Origin of the sequence: Streptosporangium album (assembly GCF_014203795.1) — a bacterium.
In the GTDB taxonomy this organism is placed as follows: Bacteria; Actinomycetota; Actinomycetes; order Streptosporangiales; family Streptosporangiaceae; genus Streptosporangium; species Streptosporangium album.
Window position 1 is genome coordinate 251,233 of sequence record NZ_JACHJU010000004.1, and the last position, 14,001, is coordinate 265,233.

Genomic DNA, 14,001 nt, shown 5'->3' on the forward strand with positions numbered 1-14,001 from the left:
CCGGATCGGCGAGGGATCGGCCACGACGTCACCCTCGCCCCGGCGACCGCCTGACCAGCCTCACCAGCGGTCGCGAACCAGCGGGAAAGAGCCCCCAGCCGTCACCGCCGAGGGGCTATCTCGCCGTACCTATCTGACCGTGGAGTTTTCCGGTCAGGAGTCCTTCCAAGGTTGGCCCTGGAAGACCGTTCGCCGAGGCTCGGACCAGCATTTCCGTTGCTTTTGCAGCGATTACTACCGGGACCCCTCATAGCCACGCGAGTCCGGCTGCACCGCCGCCCCGTTTCCGGGGGTAAAGACCGGAGACGTCTCCGACCACCGCTCCCCCAGCAGCCGCCGCTGAACGAGCTCCTGCCGGCGCAGCAGCCGCACGGTCTCCGGATCCAGCGCGATCACCCGCCGGCTGGCCACGCTCTTCGGCTCACACAAGATCAAACCATCGTCGGTCTGCACCAGATGGTGCGCGACCGTGAGCTCACGCCGCTCCAGGTCGACGTCCAGCCAGCGCAGTCCGGCCGCGCAGCGCCACCAGCCACCACAGCCCGGACAACCAGTCCTCGCGCATGTGCGTAGGGCCCGGCCCGGGGACGGAGATCAACCGATATGGCGACCCGCCTCGCACGCGGTCACTGAACGCCAGCATCCTCGCGATAGCCCCTGGCCTGCACCTCGAACAGCTGGGAGTACCCTCCGCCTGCGGCCATGAGGTCGTCGTGCGTTCCCTGCTCGACGATCCGGCCGTCGCCGAGTACGACGATCAGGTCCGCGTCGCGGACAGAGCCGAGCCGGTGCGACACGAGCAGGCTGGTGCGCCCCATGCGATGCTCGCGCAGCCGCCGGTGCATCTCGTACTCGGCCTGCGCGTCCAGGCCCGAGCTGGGCTCGTCGAGGATGAGCAGGTCGCGCTGCTCGCGCACCATCGTGCGGGCCAGGGCCAGGCGCTGCCACTGGCCTCCGGAGAGCAGCACCCCGGTCTGGGCGTCATCCTCCTCCTCGTCCCCAAAGAAGATCCGGCTCAGCAGCGTGTCGTAGCCTCGGGGCAGCGCCTCGACGATTTCGTGGACGTCCGCCATCCCGGCGGCGGCCTGGATCCTGACGCGGTCGGACAGAGCCTCGATCTCCCCCACCCCGATGTTCTCCGCCGCGGTCAGGTCGTAGCTCATGTAGTCCTGGAAGAGCACGCCCATCCTGGCGCGCAGCTCGGCAGGCGGTACGGCGCGCAGGTCCACGCCGTCCCAGAGGATCGCCCCCCGGGACGGATCATAGAACCGGCAGAGCAGCTTGATCAAAGTGCTCTTGCCGGCCCCGTTGAGCCCCACCAGCGCGACCGACGCGCCGTGCGGGATCGTCAGGTCGACTCCCCTCAGCACCCACGGGTGGCTCTCGTCGTATCGGAACCACACATCGCGCAGCTCGATGCCCCGCCGCAGCGCAGGCAGCATGGCGGCCGGTCCCTCCGTGGAGCGACACGGCGGCGGCAGATCGTCGGGCAGCGATGTCACCTGCTCGTGGTAACCGAACAGGGACAGCGCCTGACGGGCGTTGGCCACGTTCTCCACCACCGAGATCAGCGCACCCTGCGTTCCGGCCACGGCGGCGGCGAACGCGGTCACGTCGCCGAGGGTCAACCGGCCGTCCACCGCCGCGTACACCGCCCAGATCAACCCCACGCCGCTGACCGCGGCGGAGAGCGCCGCGAGCAGCGATTGGGTGAGCGCCTCCCGCCGGTCCAGCCGCCGCTCACTGGCCTGGACGGTGGCCAGTTCCCCGAACATCCGGTCCTTGAGGAAGCCGCCCAGCCCGAAGAGCCGGACCTCTTTCGCGGCTTGCACATCGGTGATCAGGGAGGAGTAGAAGATTTGCCGCCGGATCGACGTGGACTGCCCGGCGATCATCATCATCCGCCGCTTCTCCAGCGACATCCGGGCGACCAGGGCGGGAATCGCCGCCAGCGCCACCAGTCCCGCCATGAGCGGGCTCAGCACGGCCAAGGCGGCCAAGAGGCTGACCAGCGTGATGGCATTGCGCCCGATGTCGAACAGCCCCGAGGTGATGGGCGCCAGCATGCTTCCCGAAGCCTGGGTGGCCAGGCGCAGCCCGTCCAGGAACGCCGGATTCTCGAACCTCGACAGGCCCTGGAATCGGTTCACCGCCGTGTACAGGCGGTCCTGCATCAGACGATCCAGCCTGCGCTCCGACTCGGCCCGCAGGTACATGATGAGCTGCGGCAACACCCCGGAGACCAGCCCGATGGCGGTGAGGCCGCCGACCGGCAGCAGTACGTGGTCGGGGCGACCGGTCGCCAGCGTGTCGATGAGAAGCTTCGTCACCCACACGGTCCCTGCGGGCAGCAGGCCGCCGACGACGGTGACCGCCAACTGGGACACCGCCAGACCGGGTCCGGCCCGCCAGCACAGTGACGTCACCGTGCCGACGGCTCGCAGCATCCGCCGCAGCCGACCTCCATCTGGCTTCGCGGCCAAGGCCGGAGATGTCGTCACCTCGCCGGCGCCATCTCGGCGAGGGCCGAAAGCTCCGTCTGCGCCTCCACGATCGTGCCGTCCGGGCCGACGCGCAGGAATGTCGGGAAGGCTTCGATGCCGACCGCCTTCACCAGGCTGTCGGCGCGTTCGGCCGTGATGACGCTCGCCACGCCGCCAACCGCCTCGAGGAGGTCGTCGGCCCTCGGACCGCCACCGGAGACGACCGCCATGGCGGCGTAGGTGCGGGCCGCGACGGCGAACTGTGGCGCGTGTTCGTGGCACGCATCGCAGTTCACGTCGAAGAACGCCACGAGCTGCGGCCGGTCGACGCCGTCCGTGTCGGTCTGGGGCAAGGTGCGTCCGACCAGGACTCCCGGGTTGTAAGGAGCGAATCGCGACTGTCCGGCGAGGAGTGCCAACTCGGCGGTGTGCTCGCGAAGGCGGCGCAGTACCGCGAAGGTGAGCAGCAGGTCGAAGACGCAGAGCACGCCGACCAGCACGACGGCGGCGATCAGGAAAGTCATCGGACAACCTCACTTGAGGACATCAGGCTTAGGGACATCAGACCGGCACGCCTCGCACGTCAGCGCGGCGAGACGGAAGTGGAGAACAGGCCGATCAGGTCATCGAGGCGCACCACGATCAGGGCGCCCACGGCGGCGGTGGCCAGCGCGAGGACGACACCGGCCGGGTGCGCCGCGGACCCGGCGTCGCCGGCGGCGGCACCGGCCGCCAGCCCGACGCAGCCGACCGCCGTCAGAACGAGATTGCGCACCACGTGTGTCCGGCCCAGCGGGGTGACGGAGGCGCCGAAGCACCGGCACGGCGCGCGCCGTCCCCGTCGCAGGGCGGCCGAGATACCGGCGGTCAGGACGATGAGCAACGCCGTCGCCGCCACGAAGCCCAGAAGCAGGGTGTACGGCAGCACGAGTGCGAGGATCACCACGGCCTCCGCCCCCAGCACGGCGTACGCCGCCACCACGGACCTTGCGCGCGGGAACATCCCGAGGGCCACGATCGAGGCCACGAACTCGTCGAGCGCCGCCCGCCCGCGAACCTTGCCCGCCAGCGCGATCACGAAGACGCCGGCCAGCAACGCCTGGCATGTGATCATCAGATAGAGCATCTTCACCGTCTCACGAGTCGTACCGTCCGGCGTGTTTCGCGGATCCCCGTGCGGTGAGGATCCGCGAAACACGCTCGGAGTCCGGACTACGGGCTCGACTCGGTCAGCAACTTCCGTGCTTCACGCAGCCGCCCGAGCAGCCGGTCGTACCGCCGACGATGTAGCAGAGCTGGGCGTATCTGGTCGTCCCGTAGCAGGCGCAGGTCTGCCAGAAGGAAGCGTCAGCCTTCGCGGTCGCCTTCGGTACCAGCTTCTCGAGGAGGTGGTCGCCGAGCTTTCCCAGAACGTTCATGTGGGTTCAGTCCTTCATCGAGCGATGTGGGCAGCCGAAACGCTATTTTGGGGGCATACAGCCGCCGATACAGCCGCGCTATAACCGGGCGGTGAGCAGCATCTCCAGCACCGGATCGCGCCGCATTCCGGGTGTCGCGAAGAGGTCCTCGGCCCTGCGGGCGTCCTCCGCCGCCGCATGCGAGTCGCCCAGCGCGGCACGCGCCCTGGCGAGCTGGCGGGTGGCGGCGGCCTGGCCGTAGATGTCACCGACCTGAGCGGTCAGCTCCAGCGTCTGGGCCAGGTCGGCCACAGCCGCGGCAGGATCACCGTGCCGTAGCCAGATCTCGGACCTGCTGAGCAGCACTTCCCACTCGTCCTCCCGGTTACCGGTCTCCCGGCAGCGGCTCAGCGCGTCCTCGAACGTGGCCAGTGCCTCGCCGCGACGATCGAGCAGGCAGTAGGCACGGCCGAGCGCGGCCAGGGTGATGCTCTCCCCGAACAGGTCACGGTCCGCCCTCCGGACGGACAGGCACCGTTCGAAGCAATCGGCTGCCTCTGGCGAACGGCCGAGCTGGAGCAGGACTTCGCCCAGGTTGTGCCTGACCATGCCGGTCCGGTTCGACCCGTGTGCCTCGATCAGCCGCAGCCCCGCGGTGATGTGGTCGAGGGCGTCATCGAGATCACCGGTGCGCATGCTCAGCCAGCCGAGGTTGTGCAGCGCCAGCCCTTCGGCCTCCTGGTCGCCCAGGTCGCGCCGGAGTTCGAGGGCGCGGTGCAGGCAGTCGCGAGCGGCGTCGATCCGGCCGGTGCGCCATTCCACCACCCCCAGCGTCGTCAGTGTGAACGCCTCACCGGTCCTGTCACCATGCCGCCGCGCCACCTCGATGGCGAGCCGGGTCATGGTCTCAAGCTCCCGCCAGTGGCCGCACTTCGTCGCCCGAGCTCTGACCAGCGGCATCAGATCGGTGACGAAGCGAGCGATTTCGGGCTCCCCCGTCGCCGCCTGGGCGACGGCCGCGACCAGGCACGGCACCTCGGTTTCGAACCAGCGCACCGCCTCCGCGGGGCTCCGGAAGGCCACGCCTGTGTCCCGTCCGTCCGGCGGGCCCACTTTTGGCCGCAAGTGCGGTTCCACCAGGTCGCTCACCTGCCGACACAGATCGAGGTACCAGTCCAATGCGCGCCGGACGGCCCGTACCCGATCAGTCGGCGGATCCTCGGCCACGGCCAGCTCGGCGGCGAACAGCCTGAGGAGGTCGTGCATGCGAAATCGCCCGTCGCCGACCGGCTCCAGCAGGCGAACCTCCGTCAGCTCGTCGAGCGCCGCCTCGGCCACCTTCGGCTCGACGTCGAGCAGGGCGGCGGCGAGCTCAAGGCTGACCTCCGGCACATCGAGCACTCCGAACAGCCGGAAGGCGCGCGCCGCCGCGCTCACGCCGCTCCTCAGCGTTTCGTAGCTGATCTCAAAGCAGGATCGGATGGCCAGGTCAGCGGCCTGCAACTCGTCCAGGCGACGCTGCCGGCTCCGCAGCCGCTCGCCGAACCGCTCGAGTGACCAATCGGGGCGGGCAGCCAGACGGGCGCCGGCGATGCGCAACGCGAGTGGGTGATAACCGCACCGGCGGGTGATGCCGGCCGCCGCCCCGGCCTCGGCGGTCACTCGCGACCGACCCGCCAGCTGCGCGAGCATCCGCACCGAGTCCGCCTCGTCGAGCACCTCGACGGCGACCTGCACGGCCTCCATGGTGGTCAGCGCCGCCCGGCTGGTGACCAGCGCCGCGCAGCCGCCGCTCGCCGGCACCAACGGCGCGACCTGGGCGGCGTCGACGGCGTTGTCGAGAACGATCAGGACTCGCCGGTCGGCCAGCAGAGACTGGTAATGGGTGGCCGCTTCCGCCGGCGCCGCGGGGATGTCGCCGTGCGGCACTCCCAGGGCCCGTAGGAAGCGGCCGAGCACCTCGGCGGGCTGCAATGGCGGCAGGCCCGGACTCGATCCCTGCAGGTCGACGTAGAGCTGGCCGTCGGTGTAGCGATCGGCCATGGCGTACGCCGCCCGCAGCGCCAGCGTCGACTTGCCGACCCCGCCGGGGCCGTGCAGCGCCAGGACCGGCGGTTCGGCACCCGCCTCCGGATGACCACGCAGCACTGTGAGCATCCGGGCGAGTTCGGTCGCCCGGCCGACGAACACCGTCGGCTCCCGTGGCAGTTGACGTGGCCTGAGGCGCCCGTCCGAGGCTCCCGCGACCACGGTGTTCCCGCCGGTCGGTGGCCTGTCCGGCGACATCAGATCCGCGTCCCGGTGCAGGACCGCCTGTTGTAGCCGGCGCAGGTCCGGTCCGGGGTCGAGCCCGAGTTCCTCGGCCAGGACCCGGCGAGCCATCCCGAATACGTCCAGCGCGCCGACCACGTCGCCGCACCGGTATAACGCCACCATCAGCTGGCCGTACAGCCGCTCCCGCAGCGGATGCTGCCCGATCAGCTCGCGCAGCCGCCTGACCGCCTTCGTGTGCCCGCCCAGCATGAGCTGGATCTCCGTGTGCTCCTCCACCGCGCTCAGATACTGGTCGGTGAGACGGGCGATCACCTCCCGCAGGGCCGGCCCCAGCGGCACGTCCTCGGCCGCCGTCCCTCGCCACAGTGCGAGAGCTCGGGCGTACGCGTCCTGTGCGGTGCCGAGGTCCCGGCGGGCCAGCGCCTGGCGACCGTACGCGAACAGCGCCTCGAACTGGGAGAGATCGAACTCGGTCGGCTCGACCCGCAGCAGGTAGCCGGCCTCCGTGGTGACCAGCCGCTCGTCGGCCGGATCATCGGCGGAAGGCACCAGCCTGCGCAGCTGCATGAGGTAGGTGCGCAGGTTCGCCACCGCCGAGTGGGGCGGTCGTTCGTCCCACACCTCGGCCACCAGTGAACGGACCGGGACGACGTGCCCGGCACGTGCGAGCAGCATGGCGAGGACGGTGCGTTGTTTCGGTGCCGTGATCTGTACGGGTGAACCGTCGACCTCGACCCGCATCGGCCCAAGGAGTCGAAACCTCAAGATCATCCTTTCCTCGCCAGCCCCGGCGTCGGCTACAGGGCCGACCCGCCCAACCGGCGCAGCGCGACGCCGAGCACCTGGTCCGCGGGAAAGAACCCCCGCTGCCGGGAGTCGACACTGTCCGCCGGGTTATCGCCGAGGACCACCATCGCCCCGGAAGGCACCAGAGCCACGCCGGCACCGGCCGTAATCCCCGCCGGCACCGGATCACCGGGCAACGCGGCGACCCGCTTGATGTTCCAGCGTCGGCCGTCCGGACCGGACGGCCCGGGCATGTACCGACCGGAAGGATCTAGCGGAGGCTCGAGCACGACGACATCGCCCCGGCCCACCTGATCGAGCCGTCGCCGCCGCACCAGGACGCGGTCGCCGTCGGCCAGCGTCGGCGTCATGCTCGTTCCGTCAACGGTGATCACCAAATAGCTTCGGCGAGCCCAGGAAGCGCCCGCGGCCAAGAGGAGAACACCGAATAGTAGCCCACCGATGATCAACGTCGCCGTACCTTTCCGCTGCCGGCCCAAGGAAGGGCCGATCTGTTCCGGGGAAACGGTCTCCGCTGGCCGTGGGGCCTGTCAACCCGCGGCTCCCGCGCAGGAAAAAAAGAGGGACTCCTTCTTGCTCAACCAGACCTCAGCATCGCGTTTGGTCGCGAAGGTCTCCGGAGCCCTGCGCTCCACGTCATCAGGCCCGGTATAGCGAGCCTGGAAACGACCGGACGGCAGCTTCGTGCGGGAACGGGTGGTTATGACGGTGGAACGGCCCCACCCGGACGGCTTGACCTGGACCCACCCGGCCTCGCCGATGATCTCGGAAACTCGATGCCGGCCTGAAGCGGCCCCACCCGAGATGCGACGTCCGAAGGGATGTGACGACCCTGCCCCCGGGGTCCGGAGCGAGGGCGTCGTCCGCCCTGCACCACGCCCAGCCCCCGCGCCCGCTGGGCGGGCGATGCGCTCGCCTGGCAGGGGTTCGGGGGCGGCGCTGGAAGGCGAGATCACCGACCACCTCGGCTACGACAAGCACGAACGAGCCGGAGGCGAAGCGGGCAACTCCCGCAACGGCACCCGCACCAAGACGGTCATCACCGATGTGGGGCCGGTGGAGATCACCGTGCCGCGCGATCGCAACGGCAGCTTCGAGCCGAAGATCGTGCGTAAGCGGCAGCGGCGGCTGTCCGGCGTCGATGAGATGGTCATCTCGCCGGCCGCCAAGGGCCTGACCACCGGGGAGATCTCCGCGCACCTGGCCGAGGTCTACGGCGCCGAGGTCTCCAAGCAGACCATCTCCACCATCACCGACAAGGTCATCGACGGCATGACCGAGTGGCAGAACCGGCCGCTGGATGTGGTCTACCCGGTGGTCCTCATCGATGCGATCCACGTGAAGATCCGCGACGGGCAGGTCGCCAACCGGCCGATCTACGTGGCGATCACCGTCGACGGTGAGCGCGACATCCTCGGGCTATGGTCCGGTGACGGCGGCGAGGGTGCCAAGTTCTGGCTGCACGTGCTCACCGAGATCAAGAACCGCGGTGCCGCCGACGCGTTGACGGTGGTCTGCGACGGCCTCAAGGGCCTGCCGGACGCGATCGAGCAGGTATGGCCGCAGGCGGTCGTGCAGACGTGTGTGGTGCACCTGCTGCGCGCCTCGTTCCGGTATGCCGCCCGTCAGCACTGGGACGCCATCGCCATCACCTTCGAAGGCCGCCTGACCCCCAGGGCCCCGGCGTTGATTCGCTATGTCCCGCTTCTTCGGGTTGATCAAATGTTGTAGACGGCGAAGGCGTCGTTGTGATCGAGGAGGTCGCGGCGGGCATGGGCGATGTTGGCTCGGTCTGCCAGACGGGCGGTACTGATCGCCAGATTGCGGAAGCTGGCCAGGGCTCTGGGTGCGGTGCCTGTCCGGAGCTGGGAGAGGTCCTCCCGGAATGTCACGTCGCGGACCCGGTGGAGACGATTTTCCACTCCCCAGTGCGCGCGTTCGTAATGGTTGAGCTGGGCGGGCCCGGCCAGCGTGGTGGGCATGCCGGTGATGCCGTACACGATCTCTTTGCTGGTCCATGCGCCGTCCAGATCGCCGACGTCGCGGCGGAGCCGGAAGGCTTGCCGGGCACCTGGGAAGAGGGTGTCGTCTGCTTCGGCGGTGCGGATGGTCCGGCGTTCGGTGCGGTCGTGCCCACGATCGCACTCGATGGCGGTGGTGTCGCTCCATTCGGCATCCGGGCCGCTCAGCAGGGCTTGCGCGGCGGTGCGGGCCAGCGGTTGGTTTCCCTTCAAAATGAGGATGTAGTGGGCTTCCAACTGCTCGGTGATCAAGCGGGCGGTGGCCTTGGTGGTGTGCAGGGCGTCCAGAGTCAACACCATCCCGGCGACCTCCAGCTGCGGCAGCGGCGTGCGGGCGGCCGGGCCCTCGCCCCGTTTGCCGGCGACCTGGCACTGTCCAAGGATCACCCCGTGCTCGTGGCTGATCGCCCCGACCAGAAAGACGCGCCCGCCCTGCTCGGTCCGGGCGCCGCGGCTGACCTTGCCGTCCAGGGCGGCACCGGGCAGCAGCCCGTCCGGGGCGGGATGGGTGAGCTGCCGTCGGGCTGCGCGGCGTTGCTCGCGCTCGACGGGGCCGGGTGTATCGGGGATCTGTGGGATGGGTGCCGCCTGGCGTACGGCATCGGCCACGTAGCCGCTGATCGCCGCGTCCAGCGCGTCGGCGTCCACGTCGGCCAGGACCCGGCGGAAAGTTCGTTCGCCGGGCACGGTGAACAGACCGGTGAACGGGTCACGGTAGGCGCCCAGCCGCTGCGGCACCTGCTGGGAGGTCCGGGCGGCCCGCTGCCAGATCGCCGCGATGCTGTTGCTGCCGACCACGAGCGTCGCGCACGCGGTCAACGCCAAGATGACCACCAGCGGATGCCGCAGCCCGCAGGCCGAGCGCTGATCGGGCGCTGTCGCCAACCGGCCCAACAACGCCGATTCCACCACGACCGGGTCGGCGGCCGGTTCCGCTTCCCACAACGCCAGGTCGGCGAGCCGGTCAAGACACGGGACGGAACAGGGGCTGGTCGGGGAAGATGGGGGCGCGAGCGCGACTCCTGCTGCGATCTTGGGTTTGGAGACCTGAAAGATCACCAGAAGTCGCGCTCTTTCGCATGTCACCTGCCGAAACCCTCAACCGCGTCATACCGCATCAGAACTCAAGAACGCCGGGGCCCTGTCACCTTGGGCGCATGGGCCTCTCATCGCACCTCGCGCCCCGCTTTCGGCAAGGCTCGTGCCTGACGCTCACACAAACGCCCCGCTCCTCCTTTCACCAGGCGCACGACGGCCCGCCCCGGGCGACCGGGTGCGGGCCACATGGTCTCGCGTCACGCCTTGGACGTTGTCTTGGCGCGCCGGGCAGGGCGCGGGGCAGGCTTCTCGGCCGGAGCCGCCCCCTTGGGGGCGATCGCGGGCTTGGCGGACTCAGAGACCTCCTCGAGCTCGTGCGCGGCCTCGCGGCTCGCCCTGCTGACGATCTTGCGGCCGCGGGCGGCCAGCTCGTCGTAGAAGTCGTTGACCTTGGCGGCGGCGGTGTGGGCGTACCCGCGGGCCTGCCCCGGCAGGTCCTTGGCAACGCTCTCGCACGCCCTGCCCGGCAGGTCCCTGGCCGCTCCGCGGAGCTCGCCCCGGCGCGCCTGCAGCTGCTCGGGCACCTTGCACAGCGTCTCCACGGCGTAGCCGGCGGCGCCGGCGACGGCGTAGAACGGCTTGGACGTGGTGATCTTCTTGACCCCAGTGGTGAGCGCCATGAGTCACCCCTCCCTGCGATTCGGTATGGCCTGGCCGTTCAGCGAGAAGATCGGCTCACCAAGTGGGGGCTCAGCCGGTTGCGTCGGCTGGGCCCGCGCAATCTCGGCCCGGTCCTCCCTGCGGAACAACTCGTAGATATTGATCAGCACCTGGCGTTGCCGCTCGGTGATGGTGACGTCGGCCCAGATCGCCGCCCGCACGTCGCTGTCGATCTCGCGATTCTCGATGAGCCCCGCCCGCACATACAGCGCCCGAGCGGAAATGTGCAGACCCTTGGCAATCTGGTCGAGGATCTCCGCGCTCGGCTTGCGCAGGCCGCGTTCGACCTGACTCAGGTAAGGGTTGGAGACCCCCGCCTGGGCGGCGAGCTGACGAAGAGAGATCTTCGCCTGCTGCCGCTGCTGGCGGATGTATTCGCCAATCGAGCCGACCTTGGGTAGTTCCATACCCCATAGTCATCACCAATGCTTGCAATTACGGACAATATGCTTGCAATAGCAAGCAAAGAATGAGTCCGAGCGGGAAGACCAACCAGGGGTGCCGTTAAGACAGGTCGTTTTCGCTCCCAGTCCTGACGCGAGACGGGGTTCGGCCCCCTGCTGGCAGGACCCCGTCGGGTTCGGTCGGCCTTGACCTCGTGGACTGACTCACCATCGGTCGTTTCCGTGGCCGTCCCCTCGCCCTGCGTTTCCGACTCATTAGTCGGCTCCTCGGCCTGCAGCTCTTCGGATTCAGGTGTTGCTCGGTGTTGCTCACGGCTTCACCTCCCTTCCGTTGTGCTCGTGGTGGCCGGTGGGCCGTGCTGCCTCTTTCACTGCGAAGTACTGGAGATGGCTTCCACCAACTCCAGCAGCTCCGTTGCGAGTTCGGCCTGGCTGATGATGCCGACCAGTTCCTTGTTCTCCAGCACGGGCAAGCGACGGATTTTGTGCTCGGCCATCTGGTGCAGTACCTCGTCGATGTCCGCGTCGGCGTCGATCCACCACACATGGGCTTCTTCGATGAGGTCGCCGGCCTTGACTTCGGTCGGGTTCTTGCCCTTCGCGATGCACTTCACCACGATGTCGCGGTCGGTGATGATCCCCTTGAGCCGGCCGTCCTGGCCACAGACCGGCAAGGCGTCGACGTTCAGTTCAGCCATCCGCCGGGCCGCGTCGGTGAGGTTCTCGTTGATCCTCAGGCGCTCACAGCCAGGGTGCATAACGTCATGCGCTGTAGTCATGGTCGATCTTCTACCTATATAGGCCCGTTTGTCGGTTCCCTGCTCTGCCTGCAAGGATGCGAAACGCGTTCGAAGCATCCTTGACCTGGATGTTCCAGTACCGCGTTGGGCATGGGACAGCCCTTCTTGGAGTGCCGGCTCGTGTCGATCGCGCCCATGCCCGGCGGCTACCGGTCCGCTGGCGTGCAGGGCCATCGCCGCGCCGCCGCAGCGGGCGGCTGGCTGCGCCTGGCCTACGTCCGCGGACCCTTCCAGCGGATCCTGGCGCTGGCCAAACCGGCCGGGATCGTGCCCTTCAACGACAGCCTCGTGGTGATCGTGGACTGGTAGGCCACCGCCACCCGCCCGAAGGCGGGCGAATCCGGAGTAGTCCCGGAACCGTCCCGTATCGGTGATCAGCCGCTACCGTGGCGCCCGTCGTCGTCATGAAGGGCCGGTTCGCCGTGGGCGGCATCCATCAGTTGAAGGTCACTTTGCGGGATGTCCGCCCTCTGGTGTGGCGGCGGATCCATGTGCCGTCGACGGCGAATCTGTGGGAGTTGCACAACATCATCCAGGTGGCGATGGGGTGGGACAACGAGCATCTGCACGTGTTCGTCAAGGGCTGGGACGAGTACGGTGACAACGCCAAAAGCGAGTACGACGTGACGCTGGCCGCCCTGCTGCCGACGGTCGGCGGCCGGCTGGCCTACCGATACGACTTCGGCGACTGCTGGGACCACGACCTTCAGGTCGAGAAGATCCACCAGGCCGGGGCGAAGACGACCTACCCGCGCTGCACGGCCGGCGGCCGGGCCTGCCCGCCCGAGGACTGCGGCGGCCCGGGCGGCTTCGTCGAGCACCTGCGGGCGCTGGGGCACCGCAAGGGCGGTAAGTACCAGCAGGCCCGCCACCTGTTCGGGACGGCCACGTGGGACGGCGCCGCCTGGGACAAAGACGAGATCAACACCGAGTTGGCCAAGCTCGCCGTGCACCTGGCCGAGCAGGCCGCGGCCCGCCGTGTTGAGGAAGCGGCCTTCCATGAGCGGATACGCGCCGTCGCCGCCCAGCGCGCCGCGCAGGCCTTCACCGAATTCTCCGCAGCCGCCGACAAGCCGACGCGCCCACTCGGCCGGGGGGTGTCTGGGGGCGGTCGACCGGGACGACAACCTTCTCGGCGACCACGACGACCGCGAGGAGCGCCCGAATGGCCGTCCCGAAAACGAACGATCATTTCTGAGACATCCCTCAACGACACCTCGTTCCGCTCACCTCAACCCCGCAATCACGTCTCATAATCCGCGTACGAAAACTATGTTTCACTATCCCGCAGGAAGACCGTTTATGAGACACTCGCAAGGTGAGCAGGATCGGCTATGGACGGGCTTCCACCCGCGATCAGAACCCCGACAGCCAACGCGACGCCCTCACCGCGGCAGGATGCGACCGGATCTTCGTCGACAAGGCATCGGGAAGGATCGATCGGCGCCCCGAGCTCGACAAGGCGCTGGACTACCTCCGCCCCGGTGACACCTTCGTCATCACCCGCCTGTCCCGGGCGGCCCGTTCCCTGCGTCACCTGCTGGATCTGGCGGCCAAACTCCGCGAGTGCGAGGTCGACCTCCTGGTGCTCAAGCAAGGCATCGACACCTCCACACCGGGTGGACGCCTGCAGTTCCACATGTTCGGCGCCTTCGACGAGTTCCTCCGCGAGCTCATCGTGGAGGGGACGCTCGAAGGGCTGGCCTCGGCCCGGGCGCGCGGCCGCGCCGGCGGGCGTCCCCCGGCCCTCGATGCTCACGGGGTGGAGATGGCCCGGGCCCTGTATGAGATGAAGGGCGAGGACGGCAAGCGCCGCTACACCGTCCAGCAGATCGCCGACCGGCTCGGCGTCAGCCGCGCCACGATCTACCGCCACCTTGACCCCGACAAGCCGGTCTCGGCGTAGGAGGAGCACAGTGCTGCCCCCATCACCTACTACGGCGGCAAGGCCAAGCTCGCCGAGCAAATCGCCGCCATGCTGCCGAGCACACCCACTACCTCGAACCGTTCGCCAGATCCCTGGCCGTCCTCCTGGCCAAGAAGCCATCCCGGCTGGA

Annotated in this window: 15 protein-coding genes and 1 pseudogene; 4 read left to right on the forward strand and 12 right to left on the reverse strand. The window is 68.8% G+C overall.

Annotated features, from left to right (window positions below; translation table 11 throughout):
- Window positions 1-234: 234 nt before the first annotated feature.
- The 8 genes from FHR32_RS35025 to FHR32_RS47795 all read right to left on the reverse strand — a co-directional run bounded on the left by FHR32_RS35025 (window position 235) and on the right by FHR32_RS47795 (window position 7,917).
- Window positions 235-429 carry a site-specific integrase gene (locus tag FHR32_RS35025; RefSeq protein ID WP_184758818.1) on the reverse strand — a complete coding sequence of 65 codons (195 nt, stop codon included), beginning with the start codon at window positions 427-429 and terminating at the stop codon, window positions 235-237.
- Between the two features lie 197 nt (window positions 430-626).
- A complete protein-coding gene (locus tag FHR32_RS35030) occupies window positions 627-2,447 on the reverse strand; it encodes an ABC transporter ATP-binding protein (RefSeq protein WP_221466667.1) in 1,821 nt (606 codons plus the stop codon).
- 50 nt (window positions 2,448-2,497) lie between these two features.
- On the reverse strand, window positions 2,498-3,007 hold the full coding sequence (locus FHR32_RS35035; RefSeq protein WP_184758820.1) for a hypothetical protein: 510 nt from the start codon (window positions 3,005-3,007) through the stop codon (window positions 2,498-2,500).
- 59 nt (window positions 3,008-3,066) lie between these two features.
- Window positions 3,067-3,597 carry a MauE/DoxX family redox-associated membrane protein gene (locus tag FHR32_RS35040; protein ID WP_184758821.1) on the reverse strand — a complete coding sequence of 177 codons (531 nt, stop codon included), beginning with the start codon at window positions 3,595-3,597 and terminating at the stop codon, window positions 3,067-3,069.
- Window positions 3,598-3,712: 115 nt separating this feature from the next.
- Window positions 3,713-3,901 carry a hypothetical protein gene (locus FHR32_RS35045; RefSeq protein ID WP_184758822.1) on the reverse strand — a complete coding sequence of 63 codons (189 nt, stop codon included), beginning with the start codon at window positions 3,899-3,901 and terminating at the stop codon, window positions 3,713-3,715.
- Window positions 3,902-3,979: 78 nt separating this feature from the next.
- A complete protein-coding gene (locus FHR32_RS35050; RefSeq protein WP_312882841.1) occupies window positions 3,980-6,925 on the reverse strand; it encodes an AfsR/SARP family transcriptional regulator in 2,946 nt (981 codons plus the stop codon).
- Window positions 6,926-6,951: 26 nt separating this feature from the next.
- Complete coding sequence (locus tag FHR32_RS35055) at window positions 6,952-7,440, reverse strand: S26 family signal peptidase (protein ID WP_312882842.1); 489 nt, start codon at window positions 7,438-7,440, stop codon at window positions 6,952-6,954.
- A gap of 51 nt (window positions 7,441-7,491) precedes the next feature.
- Window positions 7,492-7,917, reverse strand: a complete 426-nt coding sequence (locus FHR32_RS47795) for a hypothetical protein (RefSeq protein ID WP_486389403.1) — start codon at window positions 7,915-7,917, stop codon at window positions 7,492-7,494.
- Between FHR32_RS47795 and FHR32_RS35060 the strand changes: the two are divergent.
- A pseudogene (locus FHR32_RS35060) lies at window positions 7,898-8,605 on the forward strand (IS256 family transposase); the annotation flags it as partial. The gene FHR32_RS47795 and the pseudogene FHR32_RS35060 sit on opposite strands and share 20 nt — an antisense overlap.
- Window positions 8,606-8,679: 74 nt before the next feature.
- Here the strand turns inward: FHR32_RS35060 and FHR32_RS35065 are convergent.
- The 4 genes from FHR32_RS35065 to FHR32_RS35080 form a co-directional block, all read right to left on the reverse strand.
- A complete protein-coding gene (locus FHR32_RS35065; protein WP_184758825.1) occupies window positions 8,680-10,041 on the reverse strand; it encodes an ISAs1 family transposase in 1,362 nt (453 codons plus the stop codon).
- A 236-nt stretch (window positions 10,042-10,277) separates the two neighbouring features.
- The gene (locus FHR32_RS35070; protein ID WP_184758826.1) at window positions 10,278-10,700 is read right to left on the reverse strand and encodes a hypothetical protein; all 423 of its coding nucleotides are present in this window, start codon (window positions 10,698-10,700) and stop codon (window positions 10,278-10,280) included.
- A 3-nt stretch (window positions 10,701-10,703) separates the two neighbouring features.
- Window positions 10,704-11,147, reverse strand: a complete 444-nt coding sequence (locus FHR32_RS35075; RefSeq protein WP_184758827.1) for a helix-turn-helix domain-containing protein — start codon at window positions 11,145-11,147, stop codon at window positions 10,704-10,706.
- A gap of 365 nt (window positions 11,148-11,512) precedes the next feature.
- Window positions 11,513-11,923, reverse strand: coding sequence for a CBS domain-containing protein (locus FHR32_RS35080; RefSeq protein WP_184758828.1), 411 nt, complete (start codon window positions 11,921-11,923; stop codon window positions 11,513-11,515).
- A 111-nt stretch (window positions 11,924-12,034) separates the two neighbouring features.
- On the opposite strand from FHR32_RS35080, the gene FHR32_RS35085 reads away from it, so the two are divergent.
- The 3 genes from FHR32_RS35085 to FHR32_RS46890 all read left to right on the forward strand — a co-directional run bounded on the left by FHR32_RS35085 (window position 12,035) and on the right by FHR32_RS46890 (window position 13,850).
- The gene (locus FHR32_RS35085; RefSeq protein ID WP_184758829.1) at window positions 12,035-12,253 is read left to right on the forward strand and encodes a hypothetical protein; all 219 of its coding nucleotides are present in this window, start codon (window positions 12,035-12,037) and stop codon (window positions 12,251-12,253) included.
- Between the two features lie 77 nt (window positions 12,254-12,330).
- A complete protein-coding gene (locus tag FHR32_RS35090; protein WP_184758830.1) occupies window positions 12,331-13,200 on the forward strand; it encodes a plasmid pRiA4b ORF-3 family protein in 870 nt (289 codons plus the stop codon).
- 62 nt (window positions 13,201-13,262) lie between these two features.
- Window positions 13,263-13,850 (forward strand): recombinase family protein, encoded by a 588-nt coding sequence (locus FHR32_RS46890; RefSeq protein WP_184758831.1) that lies wholly within the window; start codon window positions 13,263-13,265, stop codon window positions 13,848-13,850.
- The last annotated feature ends 151 nt before the right edge of the window (window positions 13,851-14,001 follow it).

Coding starts and splice junctions, on each gene's coding strand:
- FHR32_RS35030 (WP_221466667.1), bottom strand. CDS start 2,447: ATGCTGCGAGCCGTCGGCACGGTGACGTCACTGTGCTGGCGGGCCGGA.
- FHR32_RS35035 (WP_184758820.1), bottom strand. CDS start 3,007: ATGACTTTCCTGATCGCCGCCGTCGTGCTGGTCGGCGTGCTCTGCGTC.
- FHR32_RS35040 (WP_184758821.1), bottom strand. CDS start 3,597: ATGATCACATGCCAGGCGTTGCTGGCCGGCGTCTTCGTGATCGCGCTG.
- FHR32_RS35045 (WP_184758822.1), bottom strand. CDS start 3,901: ATGAACGTTCTGGGAAAGCTCGGCGACCACCTCCTCGAGAAGCTGGTA.
- FHR32_RS35050 (WP_312882841.1), bottom strand. CDS start 6,925: ATGATCTTGAGGTTTCGACTCCTTGGGCCGATGCGGGTCGAGGTCGAC.
- FHR32_RS35070 (WP_184758826.1), bottom strand. CDS start 10,700: ATGGCGCTCACCACTGGGGTCAAGAAGATCACCACGTCCAAGCCGTTC.
- FHR32_RS35075 (WP_184758827.1), bottom strand. CDS start 11,147: ATGGAACTACCCAAGGTCGGCTCGATTGGCGAATACATCCGCCAGCAG.
- FHR32_RS35080 (WP_184758828.1), bottom strand. CDS start 11,923: ATGACTACAGCGCATGACGTTATGCACCCTGGCTGTGAGCGCCTGAGG.
- FHR32_RS35085 (WP_184758829.1), top strand. CDS start 12,035: ATGGGACAGCCCTTCTTGGAGTGCCGGCTCGTGTCGATCGCGCCCATG.